This is a genomic window from Silvibacterium dinghuense (assembly GCF_004123295.1).
GTDB lineage: Bacteria > Acidobacteriota > Terriglobia > Terriglobales > Acidobacteriaceae > Silvibacterium > Silvibacterium dinghuense.
The window spans coordinates 2030653-2047167 of sequence record NZ_SDMK01000001.1 but is presented as its reverse complement, the minus strand read 5'-3'; the positions used below and the strand labels follow the sequence as shown (position 1 = coordinate 2047167).

Annotated in this window: 14 protein-coding genes; 7 read left to right on the top strand and 7 right to left on the bottom strand. The window is 63.0% G+C overall.

Annotated features, from left to right (window positions below):
- Positions 1–9: 9 nt before the first annotated feature.
- A complete protein-coding gene (locus ESZ00_RS08005) occupies positions 10–1011 on the bottom strand; it encodes an energy transducer TonB (protein ID WP_164981398.1) in 1002 nt (333 codons plus the stop codon).
- Positions 1008–1520 carry an RNA polymerase sigma factor gene (locus ESZ00_RS08000; RefSeq protein ID WP_268235281.1) on the bottom strand — a complete coding sequence of 171 codons (513 nt, stop codon included), beginning with the start codon at positions 1518–1520 and terminating at the stop codon, positions 1008–1010. Before ESZ00_RS08000 ends, ESZ00_RS08005 begins: the two co-directional genes overlap by 4 nt.
- A 168-nt stretch (positions 1521–1688) precedes the next feature.
- Here ESZ00_RS08000 and ESZ00_RS07995 point away from each other — a divergent pair, with 168 nt between their 5' ends.
- The 3 genes from ESZ00_RS07995 to ESZ00_RS07985 all read left to right on the top strand — a co-directional run bounded on the left by ESZ00_RS07995 (position 1689) and on the right by ESZ00_RS07985 (position 7056).
- Complete coding sequence (locus tag ESZ00_RS07995) at positions 1689–2018, top strand: PadR family transcriptional regulator (RefSeq protein WP_129207570.1); 330 nt, start codon at positions 1689–1691, stop codon at positions 2016–2018.
- A 74-nt stretch (positions 2019–2092) separates the two neighbouring features.
- Positions 2093–4708, top strand: coding sequence for an ABC transporter permease (locus tag ESZ00_RS07990; RefSeq protein WP_129207569.1), 2616 nt, complete (start codon positions 2093–2095; stop codon positions 4706–4708).
- 476 nt (positions 4709–5184) lie between these two features.
- The gene (locus tag ESZ00_RS07985; protein ID WP_129207568.1) at positions 5185–7056 is read left to right on the top strand and encodes a 30S ribosomal protein S1; all 1872 of its coding nucleotides are present in this window, start codon (positions 5185–5187) and stop codon (positions 7054–7056) included.
- A gap of 252 nt (positions 7057–7308) precedes the next feature.
- On the opposite strand, the gene ESZ00_RS07980 is transcribed toward ESZ00_RS07985, so the two are convergent.
- Positions 7309–7659, bottom strand: a complete 351-nt coding sequence (locus tag ESZ00_RS07980; RefSeq protein WP_129207567.1) for a carboxypeptidase-like regulatory domain-containing protein — start codon at positions 7657–7659, stop codon at positions 7309–7311.
- Positions 7659–7856 (bottom strand): hypothetical protein, encoded by a 198-nt coding sequence (locus tag ESZ00_RS07975; protein WP_129207566.1) that lies wholly within the window; start codon positions 7854–7856, stop codon positions 7659–7661. The genes ESZ00_RS07980 and ESZ00_RS07975 overlap by 1 nt, the downstream gene beginning before the upstream one ends.
- A gap of 265 nt (positions 7857–8121) precedes the next feature.
- Here ESZ00_RS07975 and ESZ00_RS07970 point away from each other — a divergent pair, with 265 nt between their 5' ends.
- The 4 genes from ESZ00_RS07970 (at position 8122) to ESZ00_RS07955 (ending at position 12640) form a co-directional block, all read left to right on the top strand.
- Positions 8122–9570 (top strand): M20/M25/M40 family metallo-hydrolase, encoded by a 1449-nt coding sequence (locus tag ESZ00_RS07970; protein WP_129207565.1) that lies wholly within the window; start codon positions 8122–8124, stop codon positions 9568–9570.
- Positions 9571–9751: 181 nt separating this feature from the next.
- Complete coding sequence (locus ESZ00_RS07965) at positions 9752–10774, top strand: VTT domain-containing protein (protein WP_129207564.1); 1023 nt, start codon at positions 9752–9754, stop codon at positions 10772–10774.
- 122 nt (positions 10775–10896) lie between these two features.
- Complete coding sequence (locus ESZ00_RS07960) at positions 10897–11709, top strand: rhomboid family intramembrane serine protease (protein ID WP_129207563.1); 813 nt, start codon at positions 10897–10899, stop codon at positions 11707–11709.
- 271 nt (positions 11710–11980) lie between these two features.
- Positions 11981–12640: a hypothetical protein gene (locus tag ESZ00_RS07955; RefSeq protein ID WP_129207562.1), complete on the top strand. Its 660-nt coding sequence runs from the start codon at positions 11981–11983 to the stop codon at positions 12638–12640.
- A gap of 367 nt (positions 12641–13007) precedes the next feature.
- Here ESZ00_RS07955 and aspS read toward each other — a convergent pair whose 3' ends face one another.
- The 3 genes from aspS to ESZ00_RS07940 all read right to left on the bottom strand — a co-directional run bounded on the left by aspS (position 13008) and on the right by ESZ00_RS07940 (position 16270).
- Positions 13008–14879 (bottom strand): aspartate--tRNA ligase, encoded by a 1872-nt coding sequence (gene aspS / locus ESZ00_RS07950; protein WP_229741035.1) that lies wholly within the window; start codon positions 14877–14879, stop codon positions 13008–13010.
- A gap of 168 nt (positions 14880–15047) precedes the next feature.
- Positions 15048–15629 carry a thioredoxin family protein gene (locus ESZ00_RS07945; protein WP_129207560.1) on the bottom strand — a complete coding sequence of 194 codons (582 nt, stop codon included), beginning with the start codon at positions 15627–15629 and terminating at the stop codon, positions 15048–15050.
- A 110-nt stretch (positions 15630–15739) separates the two neighbouring features.
- On the bottom strand, positions 15740–16270 hold the full coding sequence (locus ESZ00_RS07940) for a GNAT family N-acetyltransferase (RefSeq protein WP_164981397.1): 531 nt from the start codon (positions 16268–16270) through the stop codon (positions 15740–15742).
- Between the last annotated feature and the right edge of the window lie 245 nt (positions 16271–16515).

Below are 16515 nucleotides of genomic sequence, written 5' to 3'. Positions count from 1 at the left end.
ACCTCGCTGCTACATAATCCGGAAGTTCACCACCACGCGCATCATGACCGCCACCGGGTGCCCGTGATACAGCGCAGGCTTCCAGCGATATTGCTCCACGGCCTCGATCGCCTTCTCTTCGAGGCCCATGCCCAGGTGTTGTTCCACCGTGATGTGCGTCGGCATGCCGTTGGCGTCGACGATCACATCCACGATGCAGATGCCCGGGAACTTTTCCTTCCGCGCCTCGTCGGAGAATTCGGGATCGACGGAATGGATCAGCTGCGGTGCGATCACGCCCGGTCCCGGTCCCATGACCGTACCCCCTCCGTAGCCGCCATTCTCGCCCGGTCCCACGCCTGGGCCGGAGCCCGGCCCCATGCCTCCATGGCTTCCTGAGCCGAAGCCCGAGCCGCTGCCCGGCCCCTGCGAGGCCAGCGCCACCTGCGGCGACTGCGGCATGCCCACATTCGGCAGGTTTGCATCGGGCAGCTGGATGGGCGGCATCACCACGGTTGCCTCTACAGGCAATTTCGGTGTCTCGTTGCGGATGATCTGCGGAGGCACCTTCTGCGTGTCGGAGAACTTCGGCAGGTGCCCGCGTGAGGCTTCCACGGCATCGTGGGCGCCTCCTCCACCACCACCGCCTGCCGTGCCGCTGTTCCGTGCTACGAGCGGGAGAAATGGCCGTACCTCCACCGGCGTCACGGCGAGTTTTGTCTGCTTCACCACCGTTCTGCCTCCGGCAAAGACCACCAGTGCCACCAGGGCAATCGCTGCCGCATGCGCTCCCGCCGACCAGAATGTCGTCCAGCCGCTGCGAACCCCGGTAGCCAGCGACTCAAAGCTCGGTACAGAGGTGGTTGTCTTTGCTGCCTGCTTCTCCCATAGCCGGCGTTCCACGTCCGCCATCAGCCCAGCCGGAGCGGCCTCCCGGACCAGTGCTGTTCTCAGCATCCGTTCCAGTTCGGCCTCGCATGGTGTCACGTCCTGCTTGTTCATCTTCGGCCTCGCATGGTGCGGATTCGTCATTGGGCCTGCCTTTCCAGTGGCCCGACCCATGGTTTTTGCCGCGGGGCGCTCCGCGCTGCTTTCTCGCGAAGCAGTCGCAGGCTGCGCTGCAAATGGCTTTTTACCGTGGCGACCGGCATCTGGAGCGCCGCGGCAATCTGCTCGGGGCTCATCTCTTCCTGATAGCGAAGCACCACCACGCTTCGCGGTATCGCCGGCAGGGAAGCGACCAGCTGCTGCAGCCGGCTGCTGAGACCCTCATCGTCTTCTGCCGCAGAGGTGTCCGGAATCTCCGGCAGCTCGTTCCAGTCCATCGGTGTCTCCGGCCGGCTCTTCCGCCGCCGCAGTGCATCGATCGACCGATGCGTGGTCACCCGCCGCAGCCAGAACAGCACGTGCTCCGGCGATTCCAGCTCCGGCAGCTGCGCATGCAGCTCGAGGAAGACGTCCTGCGCCACCTCTTCGGCCACTCCGCGATCCGTTACCACCCGGAGCGCAATGCTGAACACCATCGACTGGTGCTCCAGCATCATGAGACGAAACGACTGCGGATCCACTCTCAAACGGTGCGCATGGGAAGCGGTTGGCTTGCCCCTCCATTCGCTTATACGGAGCGAAATCCAAAAGGAATGCAGAATGTTTGGCCGCCGCCCGGAATACCTTGACTATCTACAATACGAAGTGTAGATAGTCATAGTATGGGTAAACCAAGCGACCTCGTGCAGGGCACGCTCGACCTGCTGATTCTGCGCACGCTGGCCATCGAGGCGCGCCACGGCTGGGCCATCGCCAAACGCATCCAGCAGATTTCGGGCGAAGTGCTGCAGGTGCAGCAGGGCTCGCTCTATCCTGCGCTCCATCGCCTCGAGCAGCAGGGCTGGATCACGGCCAACTGGGCCGAGAGCGAGACCGGCCGTCGGGCCAAGTTCTACGAGCTGACGGCGGCCGGCCGGGAGCAGCTCGAAAAAGAGACAGAAATCTGGAAGCGGCTCTCCGGGGCCATCAACCTGGTGGTGCAAGAAGGCTGAGGAGGGGCGGTACGATGCCGGAAACGCCGATGTCTGGAGCGCGCATTTTAGGTCTTCTGAAGTTGCGGTGGCAGATGCTGTGGCGGAGAAAGCAGGCTGGTGAAGAGCTCGACGCAGAGCTGGCCTTCCACCTCGAGCAGCAGATCGCGGAGAACCGTGCCGCCGGCATGGATGAGCGCGAAGCCCGCGAGGCTGCTCTGCGTCTCTTCGGCAATCCTGCCGCTTTGCGCGATCAGGTGCGCGACACGTGGACCTGGAGTGCATGGGAGGAGTTCTGGCGCGATGTGCGGCAGAGCCTGCGGGCACTGCGGCGGACGCCGGGCTTTGCGGTGGTCTCCATCCTGGTGCTGGCGCTCGGTATCGGGGCAAACGTGGCGCTGTTTGCGCTGGTGCGCGGCGTGCTGCTCAAGCCGTATCCCTTTCCCGAGGCCAACCGGCTGGTGCGTATCTACGAGGCAGATGCGCAGGGGCGCTTTCAGGACAACGTGGTGGCCGGCGGCGACTTCGCCGACTGGAAGGCGCAGGCAAAGAGCTTCAGCGGGCTGGCCGCGAAGAAGCCCGTGCGCTATGGGCTTTCGGGGACCCAGGGGCAGCTGCCGGAGGTGGTCGACGCGCAGCAGGCCTCGTGGAATCTCTTCCCGCTGCTTGGCGTGAAGCCCGCGGTCGGACGGCTCTTCACCGCCTCCGACGACCGTCGCGACGCCGAGGCGACCGTGATTCTGACCTGGGGCCTATGGAAGCGGCGGTTCGGTGGAAACCCGGCGGTGATCGGTTCGACGGTGCTGCTGGAGGCGCGGCCTTACACGGTCATCGGCGTGCTGCCGGCATGGTTCACCTACCCGAATCCTCAGACACAGCTCTGGACAGCCATCTATCACGAGCGCTCCCCCGAGGTGATGAGCCTGCACGATGCTCATAACCTGAACGTCGTGGGACGCTTGTTTCCGAGTGCGACTCTGGGGCAGGCGCAGAGTGAAATTGCCGGCATTCAGGCCGGTATCCGGCGGCAATATCCGGCCGGGGCGGTGATGGACTCTGCGAATATCCGTCCTCTCGTCGACTCGGAAACACACACCGTGAAAGTCGGCCTTTACACGCTCTTCGCCGCTACGGGCTGTCTGCTGCTGATCGCCTGCCTGAACATTGCGAATTTGCTGGTCGCGCGCGCGGCCACCCGGCAGAAGGAGGCGGCGATCCGCGCAGCGCTGGGCGGCTCGCGCTGGCGGCTGGTGCGTGGACAGCTGATCGAAAGCCTGCTGCTGGCGGTGGCCGGCGGCGCGCTGGGTTTGATTCTGGCCTGGGCCGCACTCAAGTGGCTCGCTATGGCGAGGCCCGATGTGCCCCGGCTCGAAACGGTGCATCTGGACGCCTGGGCGTGGCTCTTCGCGCTGGGAGCGGTGGCTGTCTGCGGCGGAATGGCCGGATTGATAGCCGCTTCCTCGTCTGGCGACGCGAGAATTCTCGAGACGCTGCAGGAGTCCGCACGGTCGCAGGGCGGTTCGCGCGGCAAGGTGCGCCTGCGCCGCGTGCTGCTGGCACTCGAGGTCGGCCTGACGGTGGTGCTGCTCATCGGCGCGGGCCTGCTGCTCGAAACTTACCAGCACCTGCGCTCGATCCCTCTCGGATACGACGCAAACAGGCTGCTCACCATGACCATCCGGCTGCCCAGGGGCAGCTATCATGATGCGTCGAGCATTGTGAACTTCGATGATGCCCTTCTCATGCGGGTGAGGCAGTTGCCTGGCGTCCGCGGCGCCGGCCTGACCAATACGCTGCCCGGCCACGGACGCGACGAAGACGATGACTACGTCGTCAAGGAGCATCCGCCGCTGCCCCAGGGACAGACGCTTGATTCCTCCACCATCTTTGTCGATCCCGGCTATTTCGCGGCCATGAAGATCCCCCTTCTGCAGGGCGAGATCTTCAGCGACGCAAATCGTCTCGATCACGCCAACGACATCCTGATCTCGCAGCAACTGGCGCGAGATGTCTTCCCGAATGAAGACCCGATCGGCAAGCATATCGTCACGCCATACGTGTTCGGTGCGGACCGTCCGATGCGAATCGTCGGCGTGGTCGGCGATATTTACCTTTCTCCGATCGAGCCGCTCTATCCCGCGATCTACTATCCGCTGCTCAGCGGCGATCAGCGCGACGCGAGTCTGGTGGTGCGCACCGCGGGCGATCCGGCGATGCTCGCGACCAGCGTCGAAAAGGCCGTCTCCGGCATCGATCGCAGCCTTCCCGTCGCCGACGTGCTGACCATGGACCAGGTGCTGGACGGCGCGCTGTCCGAGCAGAGCCTGAATACGCTGCTGCTCTCGGGCTTCGGGGCGCTTTCGCTGCTGCTGGCCGCGGTGGGACTCTTTGGCGTCCTGAGCTACGTGGTGGCGCAGCGGACCACCGAGATCGGCATCCGCATGGCGCTGGGCGCGCAGCGTGGGCAGCTGGTGCGCCAGTTTCTGGCCGACGGCCTGCGTCCGGCCATCTGGGGCCTGATCCTGGGATTGGCGGCGAGCGCGGGCGTGACGCAACTGATGAGCACCATGCTCTACGGCACCCGTCCGCTCGAGCCGGGAGTTTATCTGCTGGTGGCGCTGGGGCTGATCGCGGTAGCGGCCGGGGCCTGCCTGGCGCCCGCATGGCGGGCGTCGCAGCTGGACCCGATCGAGGCTCTGCGCCGCGAATAGAAAGAGCATCGTGCTCCGGGGCTGGAACTAATTTCCGGCCCCTGGGACGGGGCGGATCCTTGTAAAAGTTCGTTAACAGATGGTGGAGATTGGCCTTATCCCCTATGGGTGCGATTGACATCATGAAACTGCGAGTCCTATAGTGAAAGCGTAGGTTCCTGCCCTGGATTCATGCGGGGACCAACGATCGCCGCTCCTCAATCCTTCCAGTCCGACGGCAGCTCCATCTGGGAGATCGACGCTTACCGGCCATGTTGCTCGGCCGCATACAGCGCCTCCCGGACAGACCTCCGCCGAAAAGCGGGAAGACAGGACTACGATCCCCGAATCTTCGCGGATCAGCCGGGAATCTAAGCTACCAGCGAAGAAATCTGCAGCGTTCTGATGCTGACCGGACCCCATCCAGCCAGTCGACAGCGCCTCCTGCAGGACGGTCAGTCGGGAACCGTCGACCAAGAATCCCGGAGCTGGCAGTGATGGCAGACGTCCTTAATTCTGAACAAATCGAGAGCACTCCTCTGAACACCGAATTAGAAACCCCAACGCTAGAAGCCGCGGCGGATCACACCGATTCGTCGATCGAAACCACCCCTAACCCGGAAACTCCCTCCTCGGTGCATGTTGAAGCCGCTGCCGAGCCGGCTGAGTCGAACGAAGATCTCGACTTTGCCAGCATGGAAGATTTTGCGGCCGCGCTCGAGTCCTTTGACCGCGAGCAGGCTGCCGAGGCCGCAGCGCAGGCCTTCGACGACACGAACATCGTGACCGGTACCGTCATCAAGCTCACCGACAAGCACGTGGTCGTCGACGTAGGCATGAAGTCCGAAGGACTCATCGCCATCGAGCAGGTGCTGGACCACACGGGTCAGCCGAAGCTCAAGGCCGGCGATACCGTCGAGGTGGTGATCGAGCGGGAAGAGGCAGAAGGCGGTTACGTCCTCAGCTATGAGAAGGCGCTCCGTCACCGCGTGTGGGATTCGATCGAAAAGGCTGCCAACGAGAAGACCCCGGTCACCGGCACGGTCCTCGGCCGCGTCAAGGGTGGTCTTACCGTCGACATCGGCATCAAGGCGTTCCTGCCCGGCTCGCAGCTGGAGATTCGTCCGGTCCGCAACCTGGATGCCTACATCGGTCAGCCGATCGAAGTCCGTGTCATCAAGCTGAACAAGAAGCGCGGCAACGTGGTCGTCTCCCGCAAGGAGATCCTTGAGGAAGAGCAGACCGCCCGCCGCTCGACCACGCTTGAGCACCTGGAAGAGGGCAGCATCCTCACCGGCACTGTCAAGAACCTGACCGACTACGGCGCATTCGTCGACCTCGGCGGCATCGACGGCCTGCTGCACATCACCGACATGTCGTGGGGCCGCCTGACGCACCCCCGCGATCTGGTCAACGTCGGCGACGAGATCCAGGTCAAGGTCCTCAAGTTCGACAAAGACAAGCAGCGCGTATCGCTCGGCTTCAAGCAGCTCACGCCTGACCCGTGGCTCGATGCCGTCGAGCGTTACCCCATCGGCGCCCGCGTCCGTGGCCGCGTTCTCTCGGTCACCGACTACGGTTCCTTCGTCGAGCTCGAGCAGGGCATCGAAGGCCTGGTGCACGTCTCCGAAATGACCTGGTCGAAGCGGATGAAGCATCCGTCGAAGCTGGTCAAGCCGGGTGACGAAGTCGAGACGGTTGTCCTCAGCGTCAACCCCTCCGACCGCCGCATCTCGCTGGGCATGAAGCAGCTGCAGGAGAACCCCTGGGAGCACCTCTCGGCCCGTTATCCGATGGGCACCAATGTCGAAGGTCGCGTTCGCAACCTCACCGACTTCGGCGCCTTCATCGAGATCGAGGACGGCATCGACGGCCTGGTCCACGTTTCGAACCTGAGCTGGACCAAGCGCGTGAAGCATCCTTCGGAAGTCCTGAAGAAGGGCGAGAAGGTCAAGGCTGTCGTTCTGGGTGTTGAGCCCGAAAACCGCCGCCTGTCGCTCGGCATCAAGCAGCTGCAGCCCGATGTGTGGGATACCTTCTTCGAGCAGCATCGCGTTGGCGATGTGGTGCACGGCAAGGTTCTGCGCACCGCCCAGTTCGGCGCTTTCGTTGAGATCGCCGAGGGTGTCGAGGGTCTTTGCCACATCTCCGAAGCCGCTGACGGCGACGGCCAGGCAATGAAGCTCGAGCAGGGTCAGGAGCACGACTTCAAGATCATCAAGATGAGCCCCGAGGAGAAGAAGGTCGGCCTCAGCATCCGCGCCGTAGGCGAGGAAGCCAGCCGTGCCGACGTCGAAGCCTACAAGGCTCCGGTCTCCAGCTCGACGACCACCCTGGGCGACCTGATGAACTGGAAGCGCGAGCAGTAAGGCTCTTCAAGCAGACAGTAGTCAGCAGTCAGTCACAAGAACGGCCAGCAGAGGCACTCCCTCTGCTGGCCGTTCTCTTTTGGAAAGCGATTCCCCGGCCCATACAAGCCCGCTGTTGGCTTGTGCGGGGAAGCACCGTGCCGCAACCAGTGCTTGCCCGCAAAAGAAAAACAGCCAGCAGGAGCAAAGCTCCCACCGGCCGTTTTTCTATTAACCGTTTTATGACTGACTGCTCGCCGCGAAGCGGCTCGCCTACTTATCCGCCTTGATGTGGAAGTCGTAGTTCAGCGTCTTCTTGGAGTCGAACGAGCTGATATTCCGCGTATTGCTCTTCACGCCCTTGTACTGTGCCCACGCGGTGTAGTCGATATCCGTCGAAATCTGGCCAAAGCGATAGCTGCCATCCGTCGTAGCGATGAAGGTGCGGATGCTGTTGTCCTTCGAAGACTGCAGATACACGATAGCGCCGGACAACGGCTGGCTCGAGCTGCCATACACCTTGCCCTCAAGAACCTTGGTCGCAGTACCCTGGGCCCATGCCGGGGCAGCCAGGAGGAATACCAGCAGCGCGGCCAGTCCGGCAGCGGCAAAGAGTTTCTTCATTACTCTTCTTCCTCTTCTTCTTCGACTTCTTCTTCGTCGTCCTCGTCGTAGTCTTCCTCGACCTTGGTCAGCTCCAGCGGTTCCGTGCCGACCACTTCGAATTCCGTACCGCACTCGTCGCAAACGATGACGTCGCCTTCGTCCACATCTTCTTCTTCGAAGTCGAGCGCGCTCTCACATTCCGGGCAAATCGCCATATTTCATCTCCAGGGAGTGGTGTTTCAGGATAGCGTTCCTGCGTTGACTTGGTTAGTTTTGAGTAGAACCGTTCAGCGCGTCAAGCGGACCAGCCGCAAATTCGCATACTTCTTGCAAACCGGAGCTACTGCCCTGAGCTACAGCAAAAACAGCCGCTTTCGCACCGTCCCAGCCCGCTGCGCCGTGGACATCGCCTTGTTCGGCTGCATCTTCGCGCTGCACACAGCAGCTGCAGCTCGCCATGTTTTCTCTGACGATGGAAACATGCTTTCGGATGCAAAGGATGATGCAGGTGCCCCGCTTGTGGTGCACCCCCCGGTCTCCACGCCTCCTCCTGCCCCACAAGACGCGAAGATTGCAGCCGCGCTCGGTCACATTACCCCCGCTGAGATCGAAGCCAACATCGCGAAGCTGGTCACCTTCCGCAATCGCAACACCCTTTCCAGCATGGAGACCGATCTGCCGCCCGGCACCGGCGTCACCGCCGCGGCCGCCTGGATCGAGTCTCAGCTTCAGGCTTATTCGGCCGAATGCGGTGGCTGTCTCGAAGTGAAGCACGACACCTTCACCGAGCCTGCCCAATCCGGTGCCCGCGCCCGTATCACCCGGCCCACGACGATCACCAACGTTTACGCCATCCTGCCCGGCAGCGATCCCGCCCAGGCCGCGCGCAGGATTCTCGTCACCGGTCACTATGACTCGCGCGCCACCGACGTGATGGATACCCATGGCCTCGCTCCGGGTGCCAACGATGACGCCAGCGGCGTCGCCGTCAGCCTCGCCTGCGCCCATGCCTTGTCCCATGCCTATGCTTCCGGGCTGAAGCTGCCGGCCACGCTGGTCTTTGCCGCCGTCGCCGGTGAGGAGCAGGGCCTCAACGGCAGCGCGCACCTGGCCAGGCTCGCAAAGAGCGAGGGTTGGCAGCTCGAGGCCGTCCTCAACAACGACATTGTCGGCGGTAACACCACTCCCGGTGACACTCTGCAGGACAAATCCGCCGTCCGCGTCTTCTCCGAAAGCATTCCGCTTAACGCCACGCCCGAAGAGACCAAGACGCTGCTGCGTCTCGGCTACGAAAGCGATTCCCCCTCGCGCGAGCTCTCCCGCGCCATCGCCGATATTGCCCGGACCTACCAGCACGCCTTCGGCCCGGTGAGGGAGACGGCGAAGCCCGACTTCCATCCCGTGCAGGAGTTCCGCCTCGACCGCTTCCTGCGCGGTGGCGATCACTCGTCGTTCAATCTTGAAGGCTTCCCCGCCGTCCGCTTTACCGAGTGGCGTGAGGATTTCAATCACCAGCACCAGAACGTCCGCACGGAGAATGGTGTCGAGTATGGCGACCTGCTCAAGTTCGTCGATCTCGCCTATGTCGCGCGCGTCGCGCGGCTGAACGCGGCAACCATGGCCACACTGGCCGCGGCCCCGCCGGCTCCGGTCTCCGCGCAGGTCGTCGTCAAGGACCTCGACAACAACAGCACCCTCCAGTGGAAGCCGGGTGACGGCGCCCCCGCAGGCACGCAGTACGAGATTGTCTGGCGCCCCCTCGCCGCTCCGGATTGGACAAACGCCCAGCCCGTCCCCCCGGCGGACGATCACGATGGCCAGTGGTCGATCACCCTGCCCATCTCGAAGGACAACGTCCTCTTCGGCATCCGCGCCGTCGACGCCGCCGGTCACCGCAGCCCAGCCGTGGTGCCGTTTCCCGCGCGCTGAGCGGGTTCAGAAGCGAAAGCTGACTCATTCAAGCCTGTTGTGGGCTTGCATGGGGAAGCAAGGCCGGGTATATCCCGGGTGCCCCACGTCTCGCATTGGAGGCGTGGGATGAATCTGCAGCGAGGGCAGTGAAAAATCTGCGTCAAACAAAACGCATGGCCGATCATAGGGAAAGCCGGCCATGAATTATTACCTGCTCCACACCACCTATCCGATGGTGCTTCTTTCGGTCTTCGCCCGGCAGCTGAGCCTGCCCGTGCCGGCTATTCTCTTCCTGCTCTCCGGAGGAGCCCTCGCCGGAGCCGGCCGTCTCAGTCTGCCTGGCCTGCTGCTGGTCTCTGTGCTCGGCTGCGTGCTCGGCGACCTGGCCTGGTTCGAGGCCGGCCGTCTGCGCGGCAAACGCATCCTGCGCCTGCTCTGCGCGCTGGCTTCCGATCCCAGCCTCTGCATCCGCCGTTCCCGGACCACCTTTGCCGCCCGCGGCCTGCCTATCCTGCTGGTGGCCAAGTTCATCCCCGGCCTGGACGGTATTACTCCTCCGCTGGCCGGTATTGCCGGTACCCCGCGCTACCGCTTCATCCTCTTTGACGCCGGAGGCTCCGCGCTCTGGTCCCTGGCCTACATCGGCACCGGATTCCTCTTTGCCGCCAGCCTCGACCGCGCCGCTCACCTCATTTCTGTTGTCGCCGATACGCTGGTCATCGTCTTCGGCATCCCGCTGGTTGTCTTCTTTCTGTGGAAGCTTCTGCGTCTCATCCGCATGTTCCAGCTTTTGCAGCCACTGAGCATCACCCCGGAAGAGCTGCGCCGCCGCATCGACTCCGGCGCCCGCACCGGCATCCTCGACCTCCTCCGTTTCGAGGACGATCCGGAAAACATCCCCGGCATTCCCGGCGCCATCCGCGTGCGCCCTGCCGAGCTGCGCCGCCGGCGCCAGTTTCTCATCCCCGACGACGTCCTGCTTGTCCTCTACTGCAACCGCAAGAACCGTTTCGTCAGCACCCGGGTGGCAGCGGTCATGTGGAAGCGCAGGATCAGAAACATCCGCGTGCTCTCCGGCGGCCTGCAGGCCTGGGAAGCGAGCGGCTATCCGGTCAGTCACGACTTTGCCTCCCCGGATGAGGAAATGGCGCGCCTCGGCGTGTCTCTCTATCCGCCCATCAGCCCTTCCGCTGTTTCCCCACCGCGCCCGTCTGTGCGTTGAATCCGTCCCGCACCGGAATTTTCGCTGCCCGAAGAGGTCACGAAAGAGACCCCGCCTGATGAGGCCGTGCGCTCCGTTCGTGGTGAATCCACACCGGACCTGCGACAATATGCGCAGTGACTATGCGACGTTCGGCTGGAATGCTCGCCTTTCCTGACTTCCGCGGGTTCACGCGCAGTCTTGTGCTCTGGAACCTCGGTGTCTACTTCGCGCTGCTGGTTCTTGGCGTGGCCTCGGCTCCCTTTGCCGGCCGGCTCATGGGCTGGTTGGCGCTTTCGCCGCCCGCTGTGCTCCACGGAGCCATCTGGCAGCTGGTCACCTACAGCTTTGTCCACATCGGGCTGCTCAATACGCTCTTTGAGCTGATGTCGCTCTGGTTCCTGGGCAGCTTCCTTGAGAGCAATCACGGCTCCCGCTGGCTGGCCGAGATCTACTTCGTCTCTGTTCTGGGAGCGGGACTTGCCGCCATCGGGCTGTATTTCGCCATGCCCGCCAGCGCCGTCCCGCTCGTCGGCGCCTACGGGGGACTCTTCGGCCTGCTCATCGCCTTCGGCGTTCTTTACGCCGACATGCAGTTCATGATGTTCCCGCTCCCGATCGGGATCAAGGCCAAGTACCTGGTCGCGGTCTACATGCTGATTTCCATCGCCATGCTCTTCTCGAGCGAGCGCGCTTTCGCCTTTTCGCAGCTGGGCGGAGCGCTGGCCGGCTTTCTGTATATCCGCCTGGCCCCGCGCCGCGGCTTTGCCCAGGCCTCGAGCGAGCGCTATTTCGGCCTCCGCAATTCCTGGTACCGCTGGAAACGCCGCCGCGCCGCCCGCAAGTTCGAGGTCTACATGCGCAAGCAGAACCGCGAGGTCCGCTTCGACAAGGACGGCCGCTACATCGACCCCGACGAAAATCGCGATCCTAACGACCGCCGCTGGATGAACTGAGCGGAAACGGGGAAGAAGCCGTCAGTCCCGCGCTCTGCGCCGATAGCAGCCAGTCACAAAACCGGCCAGTGGGTAACCCCACTGGCCGGTTTTCTACTGGCCGTATTTTGACTGGCCGCTGGCATCGGCGCGCAGTGCCGTGCCTACGCACGCGGCAAAGCCGCACGGGTTGCGCTCTCCACTGCTGCCCCGGCGCGTCCAATCATGTATCGTTGATCTTTGGTGGTCTCTTTGCCGCCGACCGCTTCATTGTGTGAGGTATAGGATTCGCGTGAAAGCCGTTGTCCGTTCGATCTTGGCCGTTCTTCCGCTGCTTGCCATAGTGTCTTTTTCTTCTTCCGCGCGCGGGCAGGTGACGGCCACGGCGCCGGTCGGTGAGAACCCCGCGTATATGAACCGCTGGGATGTCGACGGCGGCTTCCAGTATTCGCACTTCAACCCCAGCCCGGGGCGGAATATCTCGGCGAATAACCTGGTGGGCTGGAATGTGGGCACGACCGCATGGATGCGGCCAGTGTGGGGTATCGAGGCCAATATGCGTGGCCTCTACGGCGATATGGACCTGCCGAGCAACTCCTACGGTGTGCCGACGAACGCGAAGATGTCCGAGTATCTGTGGCTCTTCGGACCCACCTTCCGCCTGATTCGGCGTGACAGCTATGCCGCCGGCATGCACGTCCTCATCGGCGCCGCCTATGGCTCCTTTGACAGCGACTTCCCCGCGGGCATTCAGCCGAACGCGCTGAATATCTACAACAACAAGCTGGCCTTCGGTTCGGCGGTGGGCGCCTGGTACGATCACAACCTCTCGCCAAGGCTCGCCGCACGCATCACCGCCGACTGGCAGCCGACCCGGTATGGATACACCATGCAGAACGAGTTCGCCGGTTCGGTCGGCATCGTCTACAAGCTCGGCAGCCTGAGCAAGTAAGTCAGCCGTCAGTCACAAAGACGGCCAGTAGAAAAGCGGCCAGCAGGCATCGTCCCTGCTGGCCGTTTCGTTTTTTTTGAGCCTACGGTGGCCCATACACAAGCCCGAAGTTGGCTTGGGCGGGGGAGAAACGCACAACACGAAACCGGGTGCCCCACGTCTCGCGTTTGAGACGTGGGAAGATGCCCCGTCCAGGCTCCGCTTGGGCGGGAGGCAAGAACTCAAAACCGCACGCCCAAAGCAAAAACGGCCAGCAGGAGCAAAACTCCCACTGGCCGCTCTTGTGGCTGACTGATGGCATCGCAGCGATCCTCAATCGCGACCAACGGGAGCGGAGGCCGAAGGCAAAACGCCTGGACGGCCAGTCCTACTGTTTCGTCGGCCGGATGTGCAGCTCGCGGAGCTGCTGCTCGCTGACCGGCGTGGGTGCGTCCACCATCAGGTCGATGGCCTTGGCCGTCTTCGGGAAGGCGATCACCTCGCGCAGGCTCGAAGCCCCGGCGAGGATCATCACAATACGGTCGAGCCCCAGCGCGATGCCGCCGTGCGGCGGCGTGCCATACTGCAGCGCCTCCAGGAAGAACCCGAAGCGCGCCTTCGCTTCCTCGTCCGTCATGCCGATCGAGCGGAAGATCTCCGCCTGCACGTCCTGACGATGGATACGGATCGAGCCCGAGCCGAGCTCGAGACCGTTCATGGCCACGTCGTAGTAGCGGGCGCGGACCGAAGCCGGGTCGGAGACGAGGCGGTCCATGTCCTCTTCGTGCGGCGAGGTGAAGGGGTGGTGCGAAGGCATCCACTTCTTCGTCTCCTCGTCGAACTCGAACATCGGAAAGTCGGTGACCCAGATCGGCCGGAAGGCCTGCGAGCCATCCGCCAGTCCTGTTTCGCGCTCGGGTGAGTTGACGACCGCGTCGGTCACGGCAAAGATGCCATGGCGATCGGCATACTTCTTCGCCAGCTCCACGCGGAAGTTGCCCGCGGTCGAGTAGATGGCAATCTCGCGCTCCGACAGCCGGCCTTCGCTCTTGGTGTCCGAAGCGTGAATGTGCACCGCAGCGTCTCCGGCGACGATCACCAGCAGGTCATCCGTCTCGCCGCCAGCCAGTTCACGCACCTTCGCAGCGGCTTCGGGGAAGCCCTTTTCGAGGCGCTTGAGATCGTCGATATACTTCGCGCCCTTGCGAGAATCGAAGAGCGGCTTGTTGTCGTCGCGCTCCTTGCGCGAGAGCTCGCCGACCTTGGGAATGCGCAGCGCCACGACTGGCAGATTCGGATCGATCTGGAGCGCGGCCAGGTTCTCCTCGGTGAAGGCAGCCTTCACGTCGGTCAGGCCGGGCAGACGAAGGTCCGGCTTGTCGATGCCGTAGTTGCGCATCGCCTCGTCGTAGGTGATCTGTGGGAAGGGCGTGGGCAGATGAATGCCGACGGCCTTGAACGCCTCCGACAGGAAGCCTTCAACCACGCGGAAGATGGTTTCCTGCTGCGGGAAGGTCATCTCGAGATCGATCTGCGTGAACTCGGGCTGGCGGTCGGCGCGCAGGTCTTCGTCGCGGAAGCAGCGCGCGATCTGGAAGTAGCGGTCCATGCCGCTGACCATCAGGATCTGCTTGAAGAGCTGCGGCGACTGCGGCAGCGCATAGAAGTTGCCGGGATGCACGCGGCTGGGCACCAGGTAATCGCGCGCGCCTTCGGGCGTTGAGCGCGTCATGAACGGCGTTTCGATCTCGTAGAAGCCCTGTCCCGAGAGATACTGGCGCACGGCGAGGGCGACCTTGTGGCGCACCAGGAAGTTGTGCTGCATCTCCGGGCGGCGCAGGTCGAGATAGCGGTACTTGAGGCGCACTTCCTCGTTCGCGATCGCGTCTTCGGCGGGCGAGAACGGCGGCACCTTGGCGTCATTCAGAATGCGCAGCTCGTCGGCGACGATCTCGATCTCGCCGGTCTCCATCTTGGGATTGATCACGCTCGCATCGCGCAGGCGAACCTTGCCGACGGCGGCGATGACGTACTCTGAGCGCGCCTGCTCGGCCTTCGCATGGGCTTCCACGCCCAGATCCTTATCGAGCACCACCTGCGAAATGCCATAACGGTCGCGCAGATCGAGGAAAATCAGGTTGCCATGGTCGCGGCGGCGGTTCACCCAGCCAAGAATAACGACGGACTTGCCCGCGTCCGAGGCGCGGAGCTCTCCACAGGTATGCGTGCGTTGAAGACTGCCAAGAAAATCGAGTGTCACGGTACACCTATTGTAGACAAGAGCCGTCATCCCGACCGAAGCGGAGGGACCTGCAGTTCTCGAAACAAGCGAGAATTCGTATGCCCCACTCAAGCTCTGCTTGATTGGGAAGGCAGGAACCATTCACGCTCTATTCGTGATCGACGGGAGCGGAGGCGCGAAGCAGTTCTAATGCCGCAGCAGGGGAGCGGCACGCGCGGTAAGCCACGCATGGACACTGGTCAGGTCCTGCTGGTTGAGTTGCGGCGCCGCGCGGCGAAGCATCTCGACAAACCAGTCGACTTCTTCCGGCGCAACCGGATAGCCGATGTTATTTTTCCCACCTTCCGACTTCGGATCGGGGCGGTCGGAAGTCACGATGGGCTTTCCGCCCGCATCGAGCATCACCAGCCACGGAAACCCCGCGCCCTTGCCGCCAATGGAGCTCTCAAAGTCCACGGCTCCAGGCGTATTGGCATGCTTCGCATCGCCCGTCCGCTCGCCGCTGTCCATGGTTACAAAAACAAACGCCCGGCTGAGGATGGCGTGCATCTGCGGGTCGGCAAGAAAGCGGTCATAGAGACGGCAGTTGCCGCACCACGACGCGCCGAAGTCGAGCAGGATGTTCTTGTGCTCCGCGCGGGCCTGGCTCTGGGCCTTGCTCATGATCTCTGCCGCCGATGGGCCGGTGTTGGAGCCGAGATCGGCACTCGCGGCAAAGAGCGAGAGTGGCGAAGCCGCCATCATCAAGGCAACCGCGATCGTACCCATGCGTAGGGACTGCGAAAGGTTTCGAGAAAACACGGCATACTCCAGGCACGCAGGATGGAATGTGTAGATAGTATCCTCGAACTTCGGCGCGGGAGAGGGTGAACTATCCCCTACACCCCAGCCCCTGCACCCTGCTTCAGCTCCTGCCGCAAAAACACCATCCCTTCCATGAAATCCGGGTGGTACGGCTCGCACGCCACAAAACCCAGCCGCAGATACATCCGGTACGCCGAACCCATGGAAGCCGGAATGGTGTCGCAGTACACTGCCTCATATCCGGCATCGGCGGCGCTTTCCATCAGAGCCTGCACCAGTCGCTCGCCCAAACCCAGGCCGCGAAACTCATCCCGCACCCACAGCCGCTTCATCTCGCAGCCTCCGGCGATATCCGGCAGCGCACGATACGTCACACATCCCGCTGCCAAGCCATCCACACGCGCCACCAGCATCGCTCCGCCGTGTCCGGCAAAGAATTCAGGCAGCCCTCGCGCTTCGCCCTCAAGCTTCGCGAACCAGTGCTCCGAAAGTCCCTCCGCCGCCATCACAAACCGGCCGTACTCCAGCAGCATCTCCCGAGCCTCGGTAATCGAGTCTGAGGAGGATTGAGCGGAGATGCTCTCGATGGCGAAAGCTGGTGACATCACGCTCAGGGTAACGCGCATTGGCACGAAAAAGGGTGCCCCACCCAAGCTCTGCTTGGGTGGGAAGTACGAACCTCGCGCAGCGCATATCCTGCGAACCCACATCTCGAACCGAACGAGATGTGGGGCACCCATCTTTGCTTTTTCCTGAACTATCTTCGCGAGCTTTGCGGAACTTGGCGTTCTTGGCGCGAACCCGGGATGTCGGCGGGGTGCGGAATTCCCGGTCGTGGCTTATTTTAAGG